General features: G+C 58.5%; 18 protein-coding genes. 4 read left to right on the forward strand and 14 right to left on the reverse strand.

What is annotated here, in order from left to right:
• Positions 1–53: 53 nt before the first annotated feature.
• From glgP to asd, 6 genes are all read right to left on the reverse strand, one after another.
• Positions 54–2501, reverse strand: coding sequence for a glycogen phosphorylase (gene glgP, locus HMPREF1024_RS12195; RefSeq protein ID WP_002920561.1), 2448 nt, complete (start codon positions 2499–2501; stop codon positions 54–56).
• A 17-nt stretch (positions 2502–2518) separates the two neighbouring features.
• Positions 2519–3952: a glycogen synthase GlgA gene (glgA, locus tag HMPREF1024_RS12190; RefSeq protein ID WP_002920564.1), complete on the reverse strand. Its 1434-nt coding sequence runs from the start codon at positions 3950–3952 to the stop codon at positions 2519–2521.
• Positions 3952–5247: a glucose-1-phosphate adenylyltransferase gene (gene glgC / locus HMPREF1024_RS12185; protein WP_009308733.1), complete on the reverse strand. Its 1296-nt coding sequence runs from the start codon at positions 5245–5247 to the stop codon at positions 3952–3954. Before glgC ends, glgA begins: the two co-directional genes overlap by 1 nt.
• 80 nt (positions 5248–5327) lie before the next feature.
• On the reverse strand, positions 5328–7304 hold the full coding sequence (gene glgX, locus HMPREF1024_RS12180; protein ID WP_004174015.1) for a glycogen debranching protein GlgX: 1977 nt from the start codon (positions 7302–7304) through the stop codon (positions 5328–5330).
• Entirely contained in the window at positions 7301–9487 is a 2187-nt protein-coding gene (glgB, locus tag HMPREF1024_RS12175) for a 1,4-alpha-glucan branching enzyme (RefSeq protein ID WP_009308734.1), read from the reverse strand. Before glgB ends, glgX begins: the two co-directional genes overlap by 4 nt.
• Before the next feature lie 237 nt (positions 9488–9724).
• Positions 9725–10831: an aspartate-semialdehyde dehydrogenase gene (gene asd / locus HMPREF1024_RS12170; RefSeq protein ID WP_002920570.1), complete on the reverse strand. Its 1107-nt coding sequence runs from the start codon at positions 10829–10831 to the stop codon at positions 9725–9727.
• Positions 10832–10934: 103 nt separating this feature from the next.
• On the opposite strand from asd, the gene HMPREF1024_RS0126605 reads away from it, so the two are divergent.
• Entirely contained in the window at positions 10935–11297 is a 363-nt protein-coding gene (locus HMPREF1024_RS0126605; protein ID WP_004151411.1) for a hypothetical protein, read from the forward strand.
• On the opposite strand, the gene gntU is transcribed toward HMPREF1024_RS0126605, so the two are convergent.
• From gntU to HMPREF1024_RS12145, 5 genes are all read right to left on the reverse strand, one after another.
• Positions 11294–12634, reverse strand: a complete 1341-nt coding sequence (gntU, locus tag HMPREF1024_RS12165) for a gluconate transporter (protein ID WP_002920773.1) — start codon at positions 12632–12634, stop codon at positions 11294–11296. The two genes, HMPREF1024_RS0126605 and gntU, sit on opposite strands and share 4 nt — an antisense overlap.
• Positions 12634–13164: a gluconokinase gene (gene gntK, locus HMPREF1024_RS12160; protein WP_002920775.1), complete on the reverse strand. Its 531-nt coding sequence runs from the start codon at positions 13162–13164 to the stop codon at positions 12634–12636. Before gntK ends, gntU begins: the two co-directional genes overlap by 1 nt.
• 180 nt (positions 13165–13344) lie before the next feature.
• A complete protein-coding gene (gene gntR, locus HMPREF1024_RS12155; RefSeq protein WP_002920777.1) occupies positions 13345–14340 on the reverse strand; it encodes a gluconate operon transcriptional repressor GntR in 996 nt (331 codons plus the stop codon).
• Positions 14341–14454: 114 nt separating this feature from the next.
• Entirely contained in the window at positions 14455–15150 is a 696-nt protein-coding gene (locus HMPREF1024_RS12150; protein WP_002920779.1) for a pirin family protein, read from the reverse strand.
• A gap of 121 nt (positions 15151–15271) precedes the next feature.
• Entirely contained in the window at positions 15272–16309 is a 1038-nt protein-coding gene (locus tag HMPREF1024_RS12145; protein WP_009308735.1) for an oxidoreductase, read from the reverse strand.
• A gap of 264 nt (positions 16310–16573) precedes the next feature.
• On the opposite strand from HMPREF1024_RS12145, the gene HMPREF1024_RS12140 reads away from it, so the two are divergent.
• Both HMPREF1024_RS12140 and yhhY read left to right on the forward strand, forming a co-directional pair.
• On the forward strand, positions 16574–17227 hold the full coding sequence (locus tag HMPREF1024_RS12140) for a polymer-forming cytoskeletal protein (RefSeq protein ID WP_009308736.1): 654 nt from the start codon (positions 16574–16576) through the stop codon (positions 17225–17227).
• A gap of 228 nt (positions 17228–17455) precedes the next feature.
• Positions 17456–17944, forward strand: a complete 489-nt coding sequence (yhhY, locus tag HMPREF1024_RS12135) for an N-acetyltransferase (RefSeq protein WP_009308737.1) — start codon at positions 17456–17458, stop codon at positions 17942–17944.
• An 89-nt stretch (positions 17945–18033) separates the two neighbouring features.
• Here yhhY and ggt read toward each other — a convergent pair whose 3' ends face one another.
• Complete coding sequence (ggt, locus tag HMPREF1024_RS12130; protein ID WP_009308738.1) at positions 18034–19779, reverse strand: gamma-glutamyltransferase; 1746 nt, start codon at positions 19777–19779, stop codon at positions 18034–18036.
• A 123-nt stretch (positions 19780–19902) separates the two neighbouring features.
• Between ggt and HMPREF1024_RS12125 the strand changes: the two genes are divergently transcribed.
• Positions 19903–20223, forward strand: a complete 321-nt coding sequence (locus HMPREF1024_RS12125) for a DUF2756 family protein (protein WP_004150073.1) — start codon at positions 19903–19905, stop codon at positions 20221–20223.
• A 23-nt stretch (positions 20224–20246) separates the two neighbouring features.
• Here the strand turns inward: HMPREF1024_RS12125 and ugpQ are convergent, their stop codons facing one another.
• A complete protein-coding gene (gene ugpQ, locus HMPREF1024_RS12120) occupies positions 20247–20987 on the reverse strand; it encodes a glycerophosphodiester phosphodiesterase (protein ID WP_004174010.1) in 741 nt (246 codons plus the stop codon).
• Positions 20984–22054, reverse strand: coding sequence for a sn-glycerol-3-phosphate import ATP-binding protein UgpC (locus HMPREF1024_RS12115; RefSeq protein WP_002920787.1), 1071 nt, complete (start codon positions 22052–22054; stop codon positions 20984–20986). The genes ugpQ and HMPREF1024_RS12115 overlap by 4 nt, the downstream gene beginning before the upstream one ends.
• Position 22055 lies beyond the last annotated feature (1 nt).

Raw genomic sequence — 22055 nt, forward strand, 5'->3', positions numbered from 1 at the left:
ACACAACGGGGCCAAATGGCCCCGTTGTGTTGTGTGGTGTTGCATTGACTGGCTTACAGCCTTACCGGGTCGATATGCCAGATATATTTCGCGTACTCCTGGATCGTCCGGTCAGAAGAGAAGTAGCCCATGTTGGCAATATTCAACATCGCCTTATAGGCCCACTCTTCCGGGTTTTGATACAGCTCGTCGACGCGATCCTGGCAGTCCACATAGCTACGATAGTCCGCCAGAACCTGGTAGTGGTCGCCAAAGTTAATCAGCGAATCCAGCAGGTCGCGGTAGCGCCCCGGTTCTGCCGGGCTGAAGACGCCGGTACCGATCTGCGTCAGCGCCTGGTGGAGCTCTTCATCCTGCTCGTAATATTCGCGTGGTTTATAGCCGCTGCGACGCAGCTCCTCCACCTCTTCCGCGGTGTTGCCGAAGATAAAGATATTCTCTTCGCCCACGTGCTCCTGCATCTCCACGTTTGCCCCATCAAGGGTGCCGATAGTCAGCGCGCCGTTAAGGGCAAACTTCATATTACTGGTGCCGGAAGCTTCAGTGCCTGCGAGGGAGATCTGTTCCGACAGGTCTGCCGCCGGAATGATCAGCTGCGCCAGGCTAACGCTGTAGTTGGGGATAAAGACGACCTTCAGCTTGTCGCCAATCTGCGGATCGTTATTAATCACCGCCGCCACATCGTTGATCAGGTGAATAATGTGCTTGGCCATGTAGTAGGCCGAGGCCGCCTTACCGGCGAAAATATTTACCCGCGGCACCCACTCGGCCTGCGGATCGGCCTTGATCCGGTTATAGCGGGTGATGACGTGCAGCACATTCATTAGCTGCCGTTTGTATTCATGGATACGTTTGATCTGCACATCAAACAGCGCCTTCGGATTGACCACCACATTGAGCTGTTGAGCAATATAGCTGGCCAGCCGCTGTTTGTTCTCAAACTTGGCCTGACGCACCGCCTGATTGACCATCGGGTAGTCGATATGCTGTTTCAGCTCATCAAGCTGACTCAGATCGGTCCGCCAGGTGCGGCCGATATGCTCATCCAGCACTTTCGACAGCGGCGGGTTGGCCAGCGCCAGCCAGCGGCGCGGCGTCACACCGTTGGTCACGTTGATAAAGCGCATTGGGAAGATTTTGGCGAATTCGGCAAACAGTGACTCCACCATCAGTCGGGAATGCAGCTCGGACACCCCGTTGACCTTGTGGCTGACCACTACCGCCAGCCAGGCCATCCGCACACGGCGGCCGTTAGACTCGTCGATAATCGAGGTGCGACTGAGGAGGTCGGTATCGTTCGGATACTGCTCCTGCAAAGTCTTGAGGAAATAGTCGTTAATCTCGAAGATAATCTGCAGATGGCGCGGCAGAATTTTACCCAGCATATCCACCGGCCAGGTCTCGAGCGCTTCGCTCATCAGGGTGTGGTTGGTATAGGAGAAGACCTGACAGGTCACCTCGAACGCCTCGTCCCAGCTGAACTTATGTTCGTCGATAAGCAGACGCATCAGCTCCGGTATCGACAGCACCGGGTGGGTGTCATTCAGGTGGATGGCAATCTTGTCCGCCAGGTTGTCATAGGTCTTATGCAACATGTAATGGCGACTCAGGATATCCTGCACCGTGGCCGACACGAGGAAATACTCCTGGCGCAGGCGCAGCTCGCGGCCGGAGTAGGTCGAGTCGTCCGGATAGAGCACGCGGGAGACGTTTTCGGAGTGGTTTTTATCCTCTACTGCGGCGAAGTAGTCGCCCTGGTTGAATTTACCGAGGTTAATTTCGCTGCTGGCCTGCGCGCTCCACAGACGCAGCGTGTTGGTGGCGTCGGTGTCAAAGCCGGGGATGATCTGGTCGTAGGCTTCCGCAATGATCTCCTCCGTCTCAATCCAGCGGGTTTTCTTTCCTTCCTGCTGAATGCGGCCGCCGAAGCGCACTTTATAGCGGGTGTTGTGGCGCTCAAACTCCCACGGGTTACCGTACTCCAGCCAGTAGTCAGGAGACTCTTTTTGTCGGCCATCGACAATATTCTGTTTAAACATCCCGTAGTCGTAGCGGATGCCGTAACCGCGTCCCGGCAGACCCAGCGCCGCCAGGGAGTCAAGGAAGCAAGCCGCCAGACGGCCCAGACCGCCGTTGCCAAGCCCGGGGTCATTCTCTTCATCGATCAGCTCTTCGAGATCGAGCCCCATCTCCGCCAGCGCGCTGCTCACATCGTCATAAATGCCCAGCGACAGCAGCGCATTCGAGAGGGTGCGGCCGATCAGAAACTCCATCGACAGATAGTACACCTGGCGCACTTCCTGGGAGAGCTGCGCGCGGTTGGAGCGCAGCCAGCGCTCCACCATGCGATCGCGAACGGCAAACAGCGTGGCGTTAAGCCATTCATGCTTGTTGGCGATGGCCGGATCTTTACCGATGATAAACATCAGTTTATAGGCAATAGAATGCTTTAACGCCTCAACGCTCAGCGTCGGTGATGCATAGCTAAAGGGTACATTCATAACAATGACTCCAGTGGTTACATCAAGCGTTGATAAAGTTCGCGATAGGAGTTCGCGGCAACCTGCCAGCTAAAATCCATATTCATCGCCTGACGCTGCACGTAGCGCCAGAGCGACGGGCGCGACCAGAGGACAAAGGCGCGACGGATAGCGCGCAGCAATGACAGCGCATTGCTGTCCTCAAAGACAAACCCTGTCGCCAGACCATCGGCCAGATTCTCCAGCGAACTGTCAGCGACGGTGTCCGCCAGACCGCCGGTGCGGCGCACCAGCGGCAGCGTCCCGTATTTCAGACCATACAGCTGAGTCAGGCCGCAGGGTTCAAAGCGGCTCGGGACCAGAATGACGTCGGCGCCGCCCATAATGCGGTGGGAGAAGGCCTCATGGTAGCCAATCTGCACACCCACTTTGCCCGGGTGTTCGGCGGCGGCGGCGAGGAAACCTTCCTGCAGCACCGGATCGCCGGCGCCCAGCAGCGCCAGCTGGCCGCCCTGCTCAAGCAGACCCGGCAGCGCTTCAAGCACCAGGTCCAGCCCTTTCTGGCTGGTAAGACGGCTGACGACGGCAAACAACGGCGCTTTATCATCGACCTTCAGGCCCATGGCAATCTGCAGCTGACGCTTGTTCTCCGCCTTCTCCTCCAGCGTGTCGCGATCGTAGCGCATCGGCAGCAGCAGATCGTTTTGCGGGCTCCAGATACCGTCGTCAACGCCGTTGAGAATTCCCGACAGCCGACCTTCATGATGGCGCTGGCGCAGCAGCCCCTCCATGCCGTAGGCGTACTGCGGCTCGGTGATCTCGCGCGCGTAGGTCGGGCTCACCGCCGTAATATGGTCGGCGTAGTAGAGGCCGGCCTTGAGAAACGAGATCTGCCCGTTAAACTCGAGGCCATGCATGTTATAGAACGACCAAGGCAGCTCAATGTCATTCATATGCCAGGAGTAAAACATCCCCTGGTACGCCAGGTTGTGCACGGTAAACACCGATTTAGCCGGGCGTCCGCGCGCCGCCAGGTAGGCCGGCGTCAGGCCGGCGTGCCAGTCATGGGCATGCACCACATCCGGGCGCCAGAACGGATCCAGTCCGCTGGCCATTTCACTTCCCACCCAGCCCAGCAGCGCAAAGCGCAGGACGTTGTCGGGATAAGCGTGCTGGTTGGTATCGTGGTAAGGGCTCCCCGGACGGTCATAGAGATGCGGGGCGTCTATCAGGTAGATCCCCACGCCGTTAAAGTGGCCGTACAGCAGCGTGATCCGCCCGGCGAAGGTATCCCGGCGGGTCACCACCTGGGCATCCACCACGCCGCGACGGATATCGGGAAACGCCGGCAACAGCACGCGCGTATCGATACCCTCCGCGATTTGCGCCGCCGGCAGTGCGCCGATGACGTCCGCCAGACCGCCCGTCTTTAACAGCGGGAACATCTCAGAACATACATGTAAGACCTGCATTAGCGCTCCTGTTTGTGCCCTAATTTCCGCAGCATGTCGCGGGTCACCAGCACGATACCTTCCTCTGAGCGATAGAAGCGGCGTGCATCCTCTTCCGCATTCTCACCAATCACCATTCCTTCCGGGATAACACAGGCGCGGTCAATCACGCAGCGATGCAGGCGGCATGAGCGCCCCACCCAGACATCTGGCAACAAGACTGCCGAATCAATGTTACAGAACGAATTCACCCGCACGCGCGGGAACAGCACCGACTGCACCACCACCGACCCGGAGATAATGCACCCCCCGGAAACCAGCGAGTTCAGGGTCATGCCGTGGCTACCGGAGCGGTCCTGCACGAACTTCGCCGGCGGCAGCGATTCCATATGGGTGCGGATCGGCCAGTTCTGGTCGTACATATCCAGCTCCGGCGTGACTGACGCCAGATCGAGGTTAGCCTTCCAGTAGGCTTCCAGCGTCCCCACGTCGCGCCAGTAAGGTTCGGCGTTCGGGTCGGACTGCACGCAGGAGAGCGGGAAAGGATGTGCATAAGCCATGCCAGCTTCGGTGATCTTCGGAATGATGTCTTTGCCGAAATCGTGGCTGGAGTTCTCGTTGCGATCGTCTTCTTCCAGCAGCTCATAAAGATAGGCGGCGTCAAAGACATAAATGCCCATGCTGGCCAGCGATTTGGTCGGGTCGGTCGGCATCGCCGGCGGGTTGGCGGGTTTCTCGACAAACTCAATGATTTTTTCGTTTTCGTCGACCGCCATGACGCCGAAGGCGGATGCCTCTTCAATGGGCACCGGCATGCAGGCCACGGTGCAACGCGCCCCTTTTTCGACATGGTCGATCAGCATGCGCGAGTAGTCCTGCTTATAAATATGGTCGCCCGCGAGGATCACCACGTACTCGGCCTTGTAGCGGCTGATGATATCCAGGTTCTGCGTCACCGCATCCGCCGTGCCGCGATACCAATTTTCGCCATGCACGCGCTGCTGAGCCGGCAGCAGATCGACAAACTCGTTCATCTCTTCGCTGAAGAACGACCAGCCGCGCTGGATGTGCTGCACCAGCGTGTGCGACTGATACTGGGTAATAACGCCGATGCGGCGGATCCCTGAGTTAATGCAGTTAGATAATGCGAAATCGATAATACGGAACTTGCCGCCAAAGTGAACGGCAGGTTTCGCACGCTTAATGGTGAGATCCTTCAGCCGGGTGCCACGCCCGCCCGCGAGGATCAACGCCACGGATTTGATGGGTAATTGACGCGCCAGCATCAGCGGATCGTTTTTTTCAAGCCTAACCATGATTAACTCCTTTTTACACCCCCGCTTTCCAGCTCATCCCGCCGCGCCGCCGCCACGGGTCCAACCGAAAGCTTCAGGGCTTACGACCTTTGAAATACGCACACTCCGTGCGCGGGCCCATGCCAGACAGCCATGATGACCGGATTATCCTCTCCGGCGAATGGAGGAACGGCGCGCCATTCCCCCTCGGGTAAAACCATATCGACCACCTCTGCGGTGGCGTTCAGCGTGAGCAGCCAGCGATCCGACAACTGGATCTGCATACACGCGGCCCCCTGCTGCCACTCCGCGGCAGTCAGGGGCTGGGCGTTGCGATTAAGCCAGCGGACGTTGCCATCCCCCTCCTGCCACCAGCGGTTGCGGGTGAGCGCCGGAATACGGCGCCGCAGGTGGATCAGCGCCGCGGTAAAGGCGGTTAATCCCGGGTTCGCCTGGCGCCAGTCCAGCCACGTCAGGGCGTTGTCCTGGCAGTAAGCATTATTGTTACCGTGCTGGCTGTGGCCCTGTTCATCGCCCGCCAGCAGCATTGGCGTCCCCTGAGCCAGCAGCAGCGTCGTCAACAGCGCATGCGCGCTGGCGCGCCGCCGTTCAATCACCGCAAAATTCGCTTCTAATCCTTCTATACCATGATTGTTGCTGTAGTTATTGTTAGTCCCATCGCGATTCTCCTCCCCGTTTGCCTCATTGTGTTTCTGATTGAAACAAACGCAGTCGCGCAGCGTGAAGCCATCGTGGGCCGTCACCAGGTTGACCGTCGCCGATGGCGGCTTGCCATCGCGGGCAAAGAGATCGCTGGAGGCCGCGAAACGTTGGGCAAAATCCCCCAGGGAGACATTTTGCTGTAACCAGAAGCGTCGGGCGCTATCGCGAAAATGGTCATTCCATTCAGCGAACAGCGGTGGGAAATTACCCACCTGATAGCCGCCCGGGCCGATATCCCAGGGTTCCGCAATCAGTTTCACCTGCGACAGCACGCTGTCGCGGCGGATAGCCTCAAACAGCGGCGCATCCTGGCGGAATTCCGGCGTCCGCCCCATCACTGAGGCGAGGTCGAAGCGAAAGCCGTCGACATGGCACTCATCCACCCAAAAGCGCAAACACTGGCGCGCCCACTCCACCACGCCGGGGTGGCTAAGATTGAGCGTATTACCGCACCCGGTCCAGTTGTGATAATCGCCATCCTCCCTTACCCAATAATAGCTACGGTTGTCGATTCCGCGCAGGGAGACGGTGGGCCCTTCTAGATCGATTTCCGCACTATGGTTGAGCACGATATCCAGAATCACTTCGATACCGGCGGCGTGCAGCGCCTTAACCGCATCGCGAAACTCATCCAGGGCGCGATCCGGGTCGCTGGCGTAGCGCGGATCCAGCGCGAACCACGCCAACGGGTTGTAGCCCCAGTAGTTGCTTAACCCCATCCGCTGCAGTCGCGGCTCGCTGGCGAACTGCGCCACCGGCAACAGCTCAAGGGCGCTGATGCCCAGCGATTTGAAGTAAGCGATCATCGCCGGGTGGCCCAGCGCTTTATAGGTTCCGCGAATGGCTTCCGGTAGCTGCGGATTAAGCAAGGTGAGCCCTTTCACGTGCGCTTCATAAATCACCGTTTCCCCCCATGGGGTACGCGGCGGTTTATCGCCACGCCAGTCATAGCGCAGATCCACCACCTGCGATTTTGGCGCGACCGCGGCGCTGTCGCGGCGATCGGGCTGCCACATGCCGCCGTGCAGGCGCTCATCGTCAGGCAGATCGCCCTCGACCCGGTGGGCGCTGGGATCGATCAACAGCTTGGCCGGGTTAAAGCGGTGCCCCTGTGCCGGGTCCCAGGGACCATGCACCCGATAGCCGTAGCGCAGGCCCGGCCCGGCGGCGGCCAGCCAGCCGTGCCAGATGTCGCCGCTGCGCGCCGGGAGATCGAAGCGTTGCTCGTTGCCCTGCTCGTCGAATACGCACAGCTCCACCCGCTCCGCATGGGCGGAGAAGAGGGCGAAATTCACCCCCTTGCCGTCATAGCTGGCGCCCAATGGCGCAGGTTTGCCTGCCGCGAGTGAGGTCATTGCGCCTCCCGGACCAGCCAGATCGTCGCCAGCGGGGGCAGGGTCAGCGACAGCGAATGTTCGCGGCCATGACTGGCGATAGCGTCGCTTTCCACCACGCCGCCATTGCCCTGATTGCTGCCGTGATAGTGCATGGAGTCGGTATTTAGCGCCTCGCGCCAGCGGCCCGGCTGGTTAATGCCGAAGCGGTAGTCGTGGCGCGGCACCGGTGTGAAGTTGCTGGCGACGATAATCTCGTTGCCCGCCCGGTCACGGCGTACAAAGACAAACACCGAGCGCTCATGGTCGTCGACCACCAGCCATTCGAAGCCGTAGGGGTCAAAATCCAGCTCGTGCAGCGCTTTATGATGACGGTAGGTATGGTTCAGGTCGCGCACCAGCCGCTGGACGCCGTGGTGCCAGTTGTCGCCGCCCTCCAGCAGATGCCAGTCGAGGCTAACGTCATGGTTCCACTCGCGGCCCTGAGCGAACTCATTGCCCATAAACAGCAGCTTTTTCCCCGGGAAGGCGAACAGCCAGCCGTAGTAGGCGCGCAGGTTGGCGAACTTCTGCCAGGCATCGCCCGGCATGCGGTCGAGAATCGATTTTTTGCCGTGCACCACTTCATCGTGGGAGAGCGGCAGCACAAAGTTCTCGGTGTAGTTGTAGAGCATGCCGAAGGTCATTTTGTTATGATGGTAGCGGCGATGCACCGGATCGAGCTTCATGTAATCCAGGGTGTCGTGCATCCAGCCGAGGTTCCATTTGAACCAGAAACCGAGGCCGCCGCCGGCTGGCGGACGGGTCACCCCGGCAAAATCGGTGGACTCTTCCGCCATGGTGACCGCGCCCGGCGTCTGTTCGCCAAGGATGCGGTTGGTGTTGCGCAGAAACTCAATGGCTTCCAGATTCTCCCGCCCGCCGTATTCGTTGGGGATCCACTCTCCCGCCTTGCGGCTGTAATCGCGATAGATCATCGAGGCCACCGCGTCGACCCGCAGCGCATCGATGCCGAAGCGTTCGATCCAGTACAGCGCGTTACCCACCAGGTAGTTGCTGACTTCCCGACGTCCGTAGTTGTAGATCAGGGTATTCCAGTCCTGGTGATACCCCTCGCGCGGATCGCTGTGCTCATACAGCGAAGTGCCGTCAAACGAGGCAAGGGCAAAATCATCCGCCGGGAAGTGGCCGGGCACCCAGTCAAGAATGACGTTCAGCCCGGCGGCGTGCGCGGCATTGATAAAGTAACGGAAATCGTCGCGGGTGCCGAAGCGGCGGGTCGGCGCATAGAGCCCGGTGGGTTGATAGCCCCAGCTGCCGTCGAACGGGTGCTCGTTAACCGGCAATAGTTCGAGATGGGTGAAGCCCATCCATTTCGCATAGGGCACCAGCTGGTCGGCCAGCTCGCGGTAGCTCAGCCAGAAATTATTATCGGTATGACGGCGCCAGGAGCCGAGATGCACTTCATAGATAGAGATCGGGGCATCAAACTGGTTCGCCGCTCTGCGGTCCGCTGGCTGTTCCACTTTGGGCGGCAGGTCGCAGATAAGCGAGGCGCTTTCCGGACGCATTTGCGACTCAAAGGCGTAAGGGTCGGCTTTGACCCGCAGATTGCCGTGGGCGTCAATCAGTTCGAATTTATACAGCTGGCCATTGTGCGCGCCGGGAACGAACAGCTCCCAGATCCCGGACTCTTTGCGGAATCGCATCGGGTGGCGACGGCCATCCCAGTAGTTAAACTGCCCCACCACCGATACGCGGCGGGCGTTCGGCGCCCACACCGAGAAACGGGTACCGGTGACGCCGTCCATGGTGGCAGCGTGCGCGCCCAGCGTTTCGTAAGGGCGCAGGTGGGTCCCTTCCGACAGCAGCCAGACGTCAAGGTCCTGCAACAGCGGACCAAAGCGATAAGGGTCATCGATCAGATTCTGCTGCCCGTGCCAGGTGACGGCCAGCTGATAGCGAAAAACGTTTTTACGCCGCGGCAGGACGCCGCTGAAGAAACCACGCGAGTCGAGACATTCGAGCTTGCCGACTTTGCGTCCGGTTTTCGGTTCAATAACCCACACGTCGGTGGCATCGGGTAATAATGCGCGCACTTCCAGCCCGGCGTCAGTACGGTGCATGCCGAGCACGGAAAAGGGATCCGCGAAATGACCGGCGATTAGCGCATTAATCACGTCTCTATCAATATGATTAGACATGCTTTCATCCTGTTGTAAGTGTCGCTCATTCCTGTAACTGGCGACTTTTTTGACCTGAACGGCGCAGTGCTCTCAGCATCCTCCTGCTCCGTCCCACCTTCAGGTAAGGAATTCCTTACTTAAAGCATAGCCAAGGCTGAGTTACCTCCGTGGGGAAAAATCTAACATCCGCGTTTACTCCTTGTATTACGCAAAAAAAAAGGGGGCTTGAAGACCCCCTTTCTGTTCATCCTGGGCTTACGCCAGCTGGCGAAGCATCCGGCGCAGCGGCTCCGCGGCGCCCCACAGCAGCTGGTCGCCAACGGTAAAGGCCGATAGATACTCCGGCCCCATATTCAGTTTACGCAGGCGTCCTACCGGGGTGGTCAGGGTGCCCGTCACCGCGGCTGGGGTCAGCTCGCGCATGGTAATCTCACGATCGTTCGGTACCACTTTGGCCCACGGGTTGTGCGCGGCCAGCAGCTCCTCAACGGTCGGGATAGAAACATCTTTCTTCAGCTTGATGGTAAACGCCTGGCTGTGGCAGCGCAGCGCGCCAACGCGAACGCAGAGGCCGTCTACCGGGATAACGGACGAGGTGGCGAGGATCTTGTTGGTCTCCGCCTGGCCTTTCCACTCTTCGCGGCTCTGACCGTTATCCAGCTGTTTGTCGATCCACGGGATCAGGCTGCCCGCCAGCGGTACGCCAAAGTTATCGACCGGCAGCTCGCCGCTGCGGGTCAGCGACGTCACTTTGCGCTCAATATCCAGGATGGCGGAAGCCGGGTCCGCCAGCTCCGCGGCCACATGATTATGCAGTTGCCCCATCTGGCTCAGCAGCTCGCGCATATGACGCGCGCCGCCGCCGGAAGCCGCCTGGTACGTCGCCACGCTGACCCACTCCACCAGATCCTGAGCAAACAGGCCGCCGAGGGACATCAGCATCAGGCTGACGGTGCAGTTGCCGCCGACAAAGGTTTTCACGCCGTTGTTCAGGCCGGCGGTGATCACATCCTGGTTAACCGGGTCGAGGATAATGATCGCATCGTCCTTCATGCGCAGCGAAGAAGCCGCGTCAATCCAGTAACCCTGCCAGCCGCTTGCGCGCAGCTTCGGGTAAATCTCGTTGGTGTAATCGCCGCCCTGGCACGTGACAATAATGTCCAGCGCCTTCAGAGCGTCCAGATCGAACGCATCCTGCAGCGTGCCACCGGTGCTACCGCCGAATGACGGCGCTGGCTGTCCCAGCTGGGAGGTAGAGAAGAACACCGGGCGAATGGCGTCGAAATCGCGCTCTTCAACCATGCGTTGCATGAGGACAGAGCCGACCATTCCGCGCCAGCCGATAAAACCAACATTTTTCATAACGTATTCCTGCGAGGTGTGTGCTGTTTGTGCCTGGCCAGTTTCCAACTGGATTATCCCTCACCTTACAAAATGCAGCTAAAGTCGCAAGTGAAATTAATCAATGATTGCTGAACAATCAGAAAAGCAACTTATCCTGCACATTGTCCACCGTCGCTGGTCGTCGTCAAAAGCGCAACGATTATCGGGGAAATCCCCTGGGGAATGGAATATTTTCCGTCGCTATTTTATTGATCCTGATTATGGATTAAGCGTGAAATCTGGTGCTTTTCCGCTTGCCAAAAAAAAGCGACAAACCCAGTCACAGCAAGGGATGACGAGGGATACGAGCATCGTCGTAGCGCTAATAAGGGCCAATAGCTGGCAAGGAAAAGAGGGAAAAAGGGCGGTTTATTGCAAAGAAGCCAGGGTAAGCAGCGTTACCCTGGCTTTTTATTTCCCGCGAGCGGGAGATGAGCGGGCTTAGCTCAGCAGCTGGAAGGCGATCATACCGACAATCGCCCCGGTGGTGCCAAGGATGGTTTCCATCATGGTCCAGGTCTTCAGCGTCTGGGCTTCACTGGCGCCGGTAAATTTACCGAACAGCCAGAAGCCGGCGTCGTTCACGTGGCTTACCACAATCGAGCCGCCGGCGATACAGATAGACAATGCCGCCATCTGCGCGCCGCTGTAGTTCAGCTGCTCAATCACCGGCATCACCAGGCCGACCGCCGTCAGGCACGCCACGGTGGCAGAGCCCTGAATGATACGCACCGCCGCCGCCAGTACGAAGCAGGTAATAGCGATCGGCAGCCCCATTCCGGTCAGCGCTTCACCAAGCGCCGGGCCAACGCCGGAGTCAACCAGCACCTGCTTGAAGACGCCGCCAGCCCCGATCACCAGCAGAATAATCCCGGCCGGCTGCAGCGCGTGGCCGCAAATCTCCATCACCCGGTCTTTCGCCATTCCCTGACGTACCGCCAGACCGTAAATCGCCACCAGGCAGGCCACCAGGATCGCGGTGAACGGGTGGCCGATAAACTCGAACCATTCGTAGGCAGTGGAACCCACCGGCACAAAGCGCGCGGCGATGGTTTTCAGGCCAACCAGCACCAGCGGCAGCAGGATCAGCGCCAGGCTGAAGCCGAAGGAGGGCATTTTGCCTTCGCCGAGATGCGGTTCCGTGACGTCGTCAGGAATATGCAATTCGACGTAGCGGCTGATGAAGTTGCCCCATAGCGGACCGGCGATAATCATCCCCGGAATGGCCGCACACAGGCCAATCAGGATCATCCAGCCAAAGTCGGCGTGCATTTGCGACGCCAGCAGCATCGGCGCCGGTCCAGGCAACAGAAACGCCGCGGCGGCGGCAACGCCGGCAAACAGCGGGATCACCAGCTTCACGAGGTTAGTACCGGTATGGCGCGCCATCGAGAAGGCGACGCTAATCAGCAGTACGATCGCCACTTCGAAGAACAACGGCAGCGCGCAGATGAGTCCGGCGAGACCAATCGCATAGTGCGCGCGATTGTGGCCAAAGGATTTGAGCATCTTGACGGCAATCTGATCGACCGCCCCCGTTTCATGCAGGATCTTCCCGAACATCGCGCCGAGCGCGACGACGATCGCCAGGAAGCCCAGCGTACCGCCCATTCCTTTCTCCATCGTCGCCGCGATTTTATCCAGCGGCATGCCGGAGAAGAGACCGGCGCCAATAGAAACCACCATCAAAGCCACGAAGGCGTGCATTCGCGCCTTCATGACTAAAAACAGCAGCAGCAATACCGAGCCGACTGCTGTTAAAACAAGCGTTAAAGTACTCACTAGTGACTGCCTTTGTTGATCACCTCGATGGTGCTGGCCACCACGCCTTCCAGCGGCTGGTCGATATCGACGATAAGCACATCGCTCTCGTCGGCGCCTGGTTCCTGCAGCGTTTCAAACTGCGTCACCAACATTTGGGTTTTAAAGAAGTGCCCTTTACGCGCCTTCAGACGGCTTTCGATCACGTCGAAATCGCCTTTCAGGTAGATGAAGGAGAGGTTCGGGTTGCCCTTGCGCAGAATGTCGCGATAGCTCTTCTTCAGCGCCGAGCAGACGATCAGCGACACCTTGTTGGTACGCTGCATGGCGAACGCGGCGTCATTTAGCGCCTGCAGCCACGGCGTGCGGTCGTCATCGTTGAGCGGCTCGCCGGAGGCCATCTTGGTGATATTGCTGCGCGGATGGAGAAAGTCGCCGTCAAGAAACGCGGCATGCAGTTGATGCGCCACTTCGCTGGCGACAGCGGATTTTCCGCTGCCGGAAACGCCCATCAGGACATAGACGTGGTGATCATGGTTAGTCGTGCTCAAAGCGTCCTCCCACTGGACTGGTACGCCGCGCCGGGGCTGACTCATCCAGCGCGAAGGCGGCGTATCGGTTAATTGTTACGGGTAACTGTTATCGGTAACATTGTCATGCCGGGCCTGTGGAGAAGCAATATCCATTCGTGCCAGATGTGAATATGTGTGATCTACTTCAAACTTGTCAGTTTAAATTGATCCGCCCGGTGACAATGTGAAACCTAAATCTAACATCTTAGGGGTAATCGCTTCACCACGAATGCGCGCCAGCAGCCGTTCGGCGCCGATGCGCCCCATTCGCTCGCGCGGGGTCAGGACGCTGGCCAGCCGCGGCTCCATCACCTGGCCGATATCATGGCCGTGGAACCCGGCGATCGCCATATCATCGGGGATCTTCAGCCCCAGACGCTGGCACTCGAACGCCGCGCCGACCGCGAGGTCATCGTTGGTGCAGAAGATGCCGTCGAGCTGCGGATATTCGCGGCGCGCCTGGCGCATCAGCTCAATCCCCGAAGAATAGGACGAGGATTGTTCCACCATCACGCTGTAGGGCGTCATCCCGGCGTCAAGCATCGCCTGCTCGTACCCCTTCTGTTTGATGATAGTACGTTCATCAAGACGCGCCCCCAGATAGGCGACATGGCGGTGGCCGCGGGCGATGATCGCCGCGGTCATCTGCCGGGCGGCTTCAAAGTTATCAAACCCGACGGCAATATCGAGACACGGCGACCGGCTGTCCATCAGCTCCACCACCGGAATGCCGGCGACTTCGATCATCTTCAGGGTGCGCGGCGTATGGGTGCGTTCGGTGAGGATCAGGCCATCAATGTTCCAGGAGAGCATCGATTCGAGGCGTTTCTCTTCCATTTCCGGCTTATAGCCGTAGTGCGCCAGCATGGTTTGATAGCCGAAGGCGTCGGTGACGCTTTCGATACCGCGCAGTACTTCCGAAAAGACCTGATTGGTTAACGACGGCAGCAGCACGCCGATGGCGCGGCTGGTGGCGTTGGAAAGAATGTCAGGGGCGCGATTGGGAATATAACCCAGTTCATCGAGGGCAACGGCAATCTTGCCACGCAGCGCTTCGGAGACCTGCTCCGGGTTGCGTAAATAGCGACTGACCGTCATTTTGGTCACGCCGACAAGATCGGCTACATCCTGAAGTACGGGTCTTTTCTTTTTCATCGTCCTGACTGTGATCAACGGGGAAACATTTTCTCAGTTTATCACGGACAAAGCGCAACCTTCCCTAACATGAGGGAAGGCTGCGCAATTTATTTAACCTGGCTCAGATAACTATCAAACCGGCGGCAGATCGAACAGCAGGATCTCGCTATCGCTGTCGGCATGAACCGAAATCGCCTGCTCGTCCCAGATGGCCAAACCGTCGCTGGTGGTGGCTTTGGTACCGTTGATGGTCACTTCGCCTTTGACCACCTGGATCCACACGCGGCGTTCCGCGGCAATCTGGTGAACCGACTGCTCATCTTTCAGCAGCGCCCAGCGATAGAGTTCCATATCCTGGTACACCTTCAGCGAGCCATCTCGCGCATCCGGCGACAGCACCAGCTGTTTGCCCTGGGCGGCGTCGAAGCGGCGCTGCTCGTAGCGCGGGGTAATGCCGGTTTCTTCCGGAATAATCCAGATCTGATACAGACGCAGACGATCGGTTTTGCTCGGGTTGTACTCAGAGTGGCGCACCCCGGTACCCGCGCTCATGATCTGGAACTCGCCCGCCGGCACCTGCTCTTTGTTGCCCATGCTGTCCTGGTGCTCCACCGCCCCTTCCAGCACATAGGTCAGGATCTCCATGTCTTTGTGCGGGTGGGTACCGAAGCCCTGACCGGCGTCGATGACGTCGTCGTTAATCACCCGCAGGGCGGAGAAGCCCATAAAGTTCGGGTCATAATAGTTGGCGAAAGAGAAAGTATGCCAGGAATCCAGCCAGCCATGGTTAGCGTGGCCACGTTCGTTCGCTTTGCGTAAATAGATCATGTTGCACCCCCGTATGTTGTCGATGGAGTCAGTGTGGACCCATTTCGCCGGCGATCATAGAGGGTGAAAATTGACTCCTCTGTTCAAAAAATATGAACAAGCGCAGAGGAGCCAATTTGACTTATCGGGTAAGGGTAATGGTGGCCGGTGAAGGCTGCTCAAAGCCGCGCTGCAGGATCTCCATATTGGTGAGAACGTCAGTTTCCTTGACGTAATTCGGCTGGCCGTTGACGAGGGTGTCGTACAGCGCGTCGTACACCCGACCATAATCGCCGTTCTCCAGCGGCACCGCTTCGCGCACCATCTCCCCTGCCTCGTTGACATACACCAGCTCGCCAACGCTGTCGTCCGCGCCAAATCCCGGCTCGCCCGGCATGATATTGGCCTTCAGGCTGGTCTCCTGCTGGTCAATGCCGTACTTCACAAACGAACCTTTGTGCCCGTGAACGATAAATTTCGGGTAATCGATCTGCACCAGATGGCTGGTCTTAACGATGGCCTTCATATCGCCGTAGAACAGCTGGGCTTCAAAGGTGTCATCCGGGTTGGCTTTATTGCGCAGCGAGCGCAGATCGTAAGAGACATGGTCCGGGCGGCCGAACAACGAAATGATCTGATCCAGGGTATGCACGCCAAGGCCATAGAACTCGCCGTTTTGCGGACCGCCGGGGTTGGTCTCCGCCAGCGGGCGGTAGTTATCGAAATGGCTTTCGATCTCCACCAGTTCGCCGAGTTTCCCGCTCTCAATCACCTTTTTGGTGGTCAGGAAGCAGGAGTCGAAACGGCGGTTCTGATAGGGCGTCACCGTCAGGCCTTTGCTGTTCGCCAGGGCAAACAGAGTTTTTGCTTCCTCCAGCGTCGGGGTGAACGGCTTTTCCACCAGCACGTTTTTTCCTGCCTCCAGCGCCTTTTTCGCATATTCAAAATGGCTGTCGGCGTGAGTGCAGACCACCACCAGCTTGACCAGTGGATCGTTTAATACTTCTTCAAGGTCGCTGGTGAAATGAATATGGGAATACTGCGGCGCCTGCTCCTCGGGCTTCGCCCGGCGGCGGTAAATGTGCGCTACCTGCCAGCGGTCTTTGCGGTGCAAAACGTAAGGAAGGTGATAGCGGGTGGTGCTTTTACCAAAGCCAATAAATGCGCAGTGCAGAATCATAACGCTGTCCTTAGTTAATGAGCTACCTTCAACCATAGCGCAAGCCGGTCCCTCACTTCATCCTCTCTGCTTGCTTGCAGTGAAGATTCGTTAGGAAAATAGTTCGAGTATCACTCATACGTAATTATTAATAACTTATTGATTAATAAGTGATTAAATCAGCAGTTTTCGGCAAAAAACCTTGATCGCCATGGCAAAACTGCGGATAAGTGGAGAGCAAACCAGGAGGTTGCTGATGACTAACGGAGTAGCCAGCCGCTGCTGATGGACAAACAGTATCTCGCCATAAACGGCGCCCTTTTTTTCTGGCTTCTCGCGCTGATCGCCTGGTCTGTCGATGCAAGCGCGCTGGCGCGCCTGGCGGCCGCCTGCGCGCTTATCGCTTTCCTCCTCCATAGCCAACGGAACAAAATTAACGCGATGTTTATTAAGAAAAATAAAACGGAACCTCAGATATCAGAAGCAGCCACGCCTCCGGCAATTAACCCAGAACCCGAAGCGGTCGCCAGCAAAAAACACGAGACTACGGTCATCGCCAGCGGGGTGCATTTCGTCGGCAATATAGTCGCCAGCGGCCATGTCTATATCCACGGTCAGGTCACCGGCAACATTGAGGCCAAAGAGCATTTGATTAAGGTAATGCGTGAAGGCCAGGTGGAGGGCAACGTCAGCTGCCGGGAGCTAATAATTGACGGCAAGGTGCAGGGGCAGTGTCATGGCGACAGCATCACCATCGAGGAGCACGGCCATCTGGAGGGTACCCTCGCCTATCGCACGCTGGCGATCAAGAAAGGCGGCGTTTTTAGCGGTCGCGCTGAACTGCTGGCCGCCGCGGAGAACAAAAGTCATATTCTCGGTCTGGTAGCAGACGCACCCTCCAAAGCCGACGCGGAGCCCGTCAGGCCGCAGAGCGCCTGAGATAGCAGCAAAAAAAAAAGCCAGCACCCGGCTGGCTAAAGTAATACTGGAAGCAATGTGAGCAATGTCGTGCTTTCAGGCTTTCCGCAAGGGTCTCCCTGAATGCAGGACAATAATAATCATTCTCATTCGCACTTGTCTACTTTTTTTTGCAAATAATGCGTGTTGACTCGAACGCCGTAGTCAGTGATGTTTAAAGGGACTTTTCACCTGAATGAGGAACAAGGAATGAGTGACATCGTGATACGCCATGCTGAACCGAAAGATATTGACGCGATTCGTCAAATTCACGCCCAGCCGGAGGTGTATCACAACACGCTACAGGTCCCTCATCCATCCGAACATATGTGGCGGGAGCGGCTAACCGATACGCCCGGCGTGAAGCAACTGGTGGCCTGTATCGATGAGCAAGTCGTCGGCCATTTAAGCATTACCGTCGTCCAACGTCCCCGCCGTAGCCACGTCGCCGATTTTGGTGTCAGCGTGGATTCGCGCTGGCACAACCGCGGCGTCGCCAGCGCGCTGATGCGTACCATGATTGATATGTGCGACAACTGGCTGCGCGTCGAGCGTATTGAGCTGACGGTGTTCGCCGATAATGCCCCGGCGATTGCGGTGTATAAGAAGTACGGCTTTGAGATCGAAGGCACCGGCAGGCGTTACGCGCTGCGCAACGGTGAGTATGTGGATGCGTATTATATGGCGAGAATGAAGTAGCGTGTTGCCGGGTGGCGGCTTCGCCTTACCCGGCCTGCGTTCGCACAGTTGTAGGCCCGGTAAGCGCAACAGCGCCACCGGGCAACACATCAATACCCCGCCGTTAAATCATCCGGCGAACGCGGATCGGAGGCGCCATACAGCATGCCGTCCGGCCCCACCATGATGCTCTGGGTACTGCCCATCGCCTCTTTCAGCGCCACTTTCTGCCCCTTCGCCTCCAGCAGCTTGAGGGTATCCGGGCTAAAGCCTTTCTCCACCCGCAGCTCATCCGGCAGCCATTGATGGTGGAAACGCGGCGCGTTGGTGGCTTCCGCGACGTTCATCCCGAAATCGATGGTATTGACCACCATCTGCAGTACGGTGGTGATGATCCGACTGCCGCCCGGGCTGCCGGTTACCAGCCAGGTTTTGCCGTCTTTCACCACAATGGTCGGCGACATCGACGACAGCGGGCGTTTTTTCGGCTCCACCGCATTGGCGTCGCCGCCCACCAGACCATAGACGTTAGGCACGCCGGGCTTCGCCGAGAAATCATCCATCTGGTTATTGAGCAGAATGCCGGAATTACCGGCCACAATGCCGGTACCGAAGGTGGTATTCAGCGTATAGGTCACCGCCACCGCATTGCCGTCTTTATCGACCACCGAGAAGTGGGTGGTCTGGTTGCTTTCATAGGGCGCCAGCTTGCCCGGACGGATCTGACTGGAAGGCTTCGCCTTGTTGACATCAATCTCGGCGGCGATCGCTTTGGCGTAAGCCTTGCTGGTCAGCGCCTGCCACGGCACGTTGACGAAGTCAGGGTCGCCGAGATATTCAGAGCGGTCGGCGTAGGCGTGTTTCTCCGCCTCCGCCATCACCTGCATGGCGTCGGCGCTGCCAAAACCATATTTCTGCATATCGAAGTTTTCGAGGATATTGAGGATCTGCACGATATGGATCCCGCCGGAGGACGGCGGCGGCATAGAGTAAACCTCATACCCGCGATACTCGCCGCTAACCGGCGTACGCTCCACAGCCTTATAGCCGGCGAGATCGGCTTTGGTGATTAGCCCGCCGTGCTTTTTCATCTCGTCAGCGATCTGGTCGGCTATGGCCCCTTTATAGAAGGCGTCCGGGCCGTGCTCGGCAATCAGCTCCAGGCTCTTACCGAGGTTCTTCTGCACCAGCCGATCGCCCTTCTTCAGCGGCTCGCCGTTCTTCCAGAAGATCGCTTTACTATTTTCATGCTGCGGGATCACTTCGCTGCCGTAGGTCTTCAGATCGTCCGCCAGCGCATCGTTAACGATAAACCCCTCTTCCGCCAGCTTAATCGCCGGACGGATCACTTTGTTCAACGGCATGGTGCCATACTTTTCCAGCGCGAGGGAGAAACCGGCGACGCTGCCTGGCGTGCCGGAGGCCAGATGCGAAGTCAGTGATTTTTTACTGTCCGGGTTGCCCTGGTCGTCAAGGAACATGTCGCGGGTGGCCTGCTCTGGCGCCATTTCGCGGAAATCGATCGCCGTGGTCTTGCCGTCTTTAGTCCGCAGCATCATAAAACCGCCGCCGCCAATATTCCCGGCCTGCGGATGGGTGACCGCCAGCGCGTAGCCTACCGCTACCGCCGCATCGACAGCGTTACCGCCCTGGCGCAGGATATCCACGCCGACGCGGGTCGCCAGCGCGTCCACCGAGGCCACCATCCCCTGCCGGGCGCGTACCGGGTGGAACACATCTTCCTCTACGCCATAAGAGACCGGCGGCGGCGGTGGCGGATTGGCGGCGACGGTAAAGCTGCCCCCCGCCAGCAACGCAGCGATGACCACCTGACGCCATATTGTTGTTTTTATCATTGTCTTACTCCTGAAAGGTAGGTTTCATTCCCCGCTTAAGCCTGGTTGATAACTCCTAAAAAATCATTGTTATGGCAGATTCGAGGTACACTTAAGTGATCCCACGCACGGGAGGAGAAAACCATGAAAGCGATTCTGTTTCTGGCGGCGCTGATGCCGCTTGGCGTACTAGCCCAGCCGATCAATATTAATAACAACCCTAACCAGCCGGGTTACGTGGTCCCCAGCCAGCAGCGCATGCAAAATGAGATGAAGATCCAGCAACAGCAGCAGCAGAGCATGCTGAAGCAGGATCTGAACAATCAGACCCGCTCGCAGCAGCAGCATTTGCAAAACCAGCTGCAGACTAATCAGCAGCGTGCGGCCCAGGGCGGCAATCTGAATGCGCCGCAGCAGGTGCGGCCAAATAACAACGGTGGGATGCTGCGGCAGACTAATCCGTAAAGGTCGTCCGCCGCAAATCCGTCTTAAGGCTGGAAATTCGGCCCGATGACATCAATGGCATCGGTGCAGATGCAGTCTACGCCCCAGCGCAGCAGTTCGGCGGCGCGCTGGGGTTTATTGACCGTGTACACCAGAATGTGCAGGCCGGCCTGTTTCAGGCTCGCCACCCGCGCCGCATCCAGCAGTTTGTGATTGAGGTGAATCGACACGCAGCCCAACCGGGTGGTCAATTCGCGCCAGTCATCGCGCCACTCATCCAGCAGCAGCCCGCGCGGCAGCTCGGGCGCGGCTTCCTGCGCCGCCTCCAGGGCGTCGATTTCAAAAGAGGAGAGCAGCGGCGCGGTCATGCCTTGCCATAGATCGCGCGCGGCCAGCGCCACCACTTTCCCGGTCTGCGGCCCCAGCCCGGTGGTCGGCTTAATTTCGATATTCGCCATCATGCCGTGACGACGGCAGCGCTCCGCCACCTGGGAGAGCAGCGGCAGCGGCTCGCCCTTAAATTCACGGCTGAACCAGCTACCGGCATCGACCTTCAGCAGATCGTCCCACGCCAGCTCGCCCGCCACGCCCCAGCCATTGCTGGTGCGTTCGAGATTATCGTCATGCAGCAGAAAGATCTGCCCGTCCTTCGACAGCTTGGCGTCAAATTCAATCATCGTGTGCCCGTAGCGGGCGCCGACGTCGATAGCCGCCAGGGTGTTCTCCGGCGCCAGTTTACCGCCGCCGCGATGGGCGACGATGCGGGGATAAGGCCAGTTACTCATGCGCGTTTTCCTGTTTCACCATCAAAGAGGTGCAGATGTTCCAAAGGCAGATGCAGCCATAGCGTGCTGCCTGCCGCCGGGCGCTGCTGATGCGGCAGTCTGACCACCAGCTTCTGTTCGCCCCAGCGCCCGTGAGCGAGGTTATCGGCACCTAAAATTTCCAGGGTGTCCATCAGCAGCGGAATACCACCTTGCGCCTGCGAGCTTAAGATAAAATGCTCCGGACGGATACCGAGCGTCATTTTACGCCCAGCGTGGCGCCGGTGCTCATGATTCGTCGGCAGCTGCATGCCGCCCGCCAGCTCAAAGCGACCGCCGTCATCGCTGATGCGCCCTTCCAGCAGGTTCATGGCCGGGCTGCCGATAAAGCTCGCCACAAAGCGGCTGGCTGGCTTCTCATACACTTCCACCGGGGTGCCGATCTGCTCGGCAACGCCTTTGTTCATCACCATCACCCGCTGGGCGAGGGTCATCGCCTCCACCTGGTCATGGGTGACGTACAGCGAGGTGGTTTTCAGGCGGCGATGCAGCTGCTGCAGTTCCAGACGCATCTGCACGCGCAGCTTGGCGTCGAGGTTTGACAACGGTTCGTCGAAGAGGAATACCGCCGGGTCACGCACGATGGCGCGGCCCATCGCCACGCGCTGGCGCTGGCCGCCGGACAGTTCCCGCGGGCGGCGCTTGAGCAGACCATCCAGCTCAAGAATGCGCGCCGCCTCCTGCACCCGCTCGGCGATCAATCCCTTACCCATGCCGCGAATCTTCAGCCCCCACGCCATGTTCTCTTCCACGCTCATATGCGGATAAAGGGCATAGTTCTGGAACACCATCGCGATGCCGCGATCTTTCGGCTCCATCTCGGTCACCCGTTTACGATCGATCCAGATATCGCCGCTGGTCACCCGTTCAAGTCCGGCGACCATCCGCAGCAGCGTTGATTTCCCGCAGCCCGACGGGCCGACCATAACGATAAATTCCCCGTCCGCCACGTCCAGCGTCAGCGGTTGAATTACCTGGGTTTTGCCATCCCAGCTTTTGCTTACTGCCTGTAGTTTTAAACCAGCCATT

This window comes from Klebsiella sp. 4_1_44FAA, from assembly GCF_000238715.1.
Classification (GTDB): domain Bacteria; phylum Pseudomonadota; class Gammaproteobacteria; order Enterobacterales; family Enterobacteriaceae; genus Klebsiella; species Klebsiella pneumoniae.

What these genes read in the sequence shown, in the direction of transcription:
- glgX (WP_004174015.1), bottom strand. Translation starts at nt 7,304, where the DNA reads ATGACCTCACTCGCGGCAGGCAAACCTGCGCCATTGGGCGCCAGCTAT.
- glgP (WP_002920561.1), bottom strand. Translation starts at nt 2,501, where the DNA reads ATGAATGTACCCTTTAGCTATGCATCACCGACGCTGAGCGTTGAGGCG.
- glgB (WP_009308734.1), bottom strand. Translation starts at nt 9,487, where the DNA reads ATGTCTAATCATATTGATAGAGACGTGATTAATGCGCTAATCGCCGGT.
- glgC (WP_009308733.1), bottom strand. Translation starts at nt 5,247, where the DNA reads ATGGTTAGGCTTGAAAAAAACGATCCGCTGATGCTGGCGCGTCAATTA.
- ugpQ (WP_004174010.1), bottom strand. Translation starts at nt 20,987, where the DNA reads ATGAGTAACTGGCCTTATCCCCGCATCGTCGCCCATCGCGGCGGCGGT.
- yhhY (WP_009308737.1), top strand. Translation starts at nt 17,456, where the DNA reads ATGAGTGACATCGTGATACGCCATGCTGAACCGAAAGATATTGACGCG.
- HMPREF1024_RS12145 (WP_009308735.1), bottom strand. Translation starts at nt 16,309, where the DNA reads ATGATTCTGCACTGCGCATTTATTGGCTTTGGTAAAAGCACCACCCGC.
- HMPREF1024_RS12125 (WP_004150073.1), top strand. Translation starts at nt 19,903, where the DNA reads ATGAAAGCGATTCTGTTTCTGGCGGCGCTGATGCCGCTTGGCGTACTA.
- HMPREF1024_RS12115 (WP_002920787.1), bottom strand. Translation starts at nt 22,054, where the DNA reads ATGGCTGGTTTAAAACTACAGGCAGTAAGCAAAAGCTGGGATGGCAAA.
- asd (WP_002920570.1), bottom strand. Translation starts at nt 10,831, where the DNA reads ATGAAAAATGTTGGTTTTATCGGCTGGCGCGGAATGGTCGGCTCTGTC.
- HMPREF1024_RS0126605 (WP_004151411.1), top strand. Translation starts at nt 10,935, where the DNA reads ATGATTGCTGAACAATCAGAAAAGCAACTTATCCTGCACATTGTCCAC.
- HMPREF1024_RS12150 (WP_002920779.1), bottom strand. Translation starts at nt 15,150, where the DNA reads ATGATCTATTTACGCAAAGCGAACGAACGTGGCCACGCTAACCATGGC.
- ggt (WP_009308738.1), bottom strand. Translation starts at nt 19,779, where the DNA reads ATGATAAAAACAACAATATGGCGTCAGGTGGTCATCGCTGCGTTGCTG.
- HMPREF1024_RS12140 (WP_009308736.1), top strand. Translation starts at nt 16,574, where the DNA reads ATGGACAAACAGTATCTCGCCATAAACGGCGCCCTTTTTTTCTGGCTT.
- gntR (WP_002920777.1), bottom strand. Translation starts at nt 14,340, where the DNA reads ATGAAAAAGAAAAGACCCGTACTTCAGGATGTAGCCGATCTTGTCGGC.
- glgA (WP_002920564.1), bottom strand. Translation starts at nt 3,952, where the DNA reads ATGCAGGTCTTACATGTATGTTCTGAGATGTTCCCGCTGTTAAAGACG.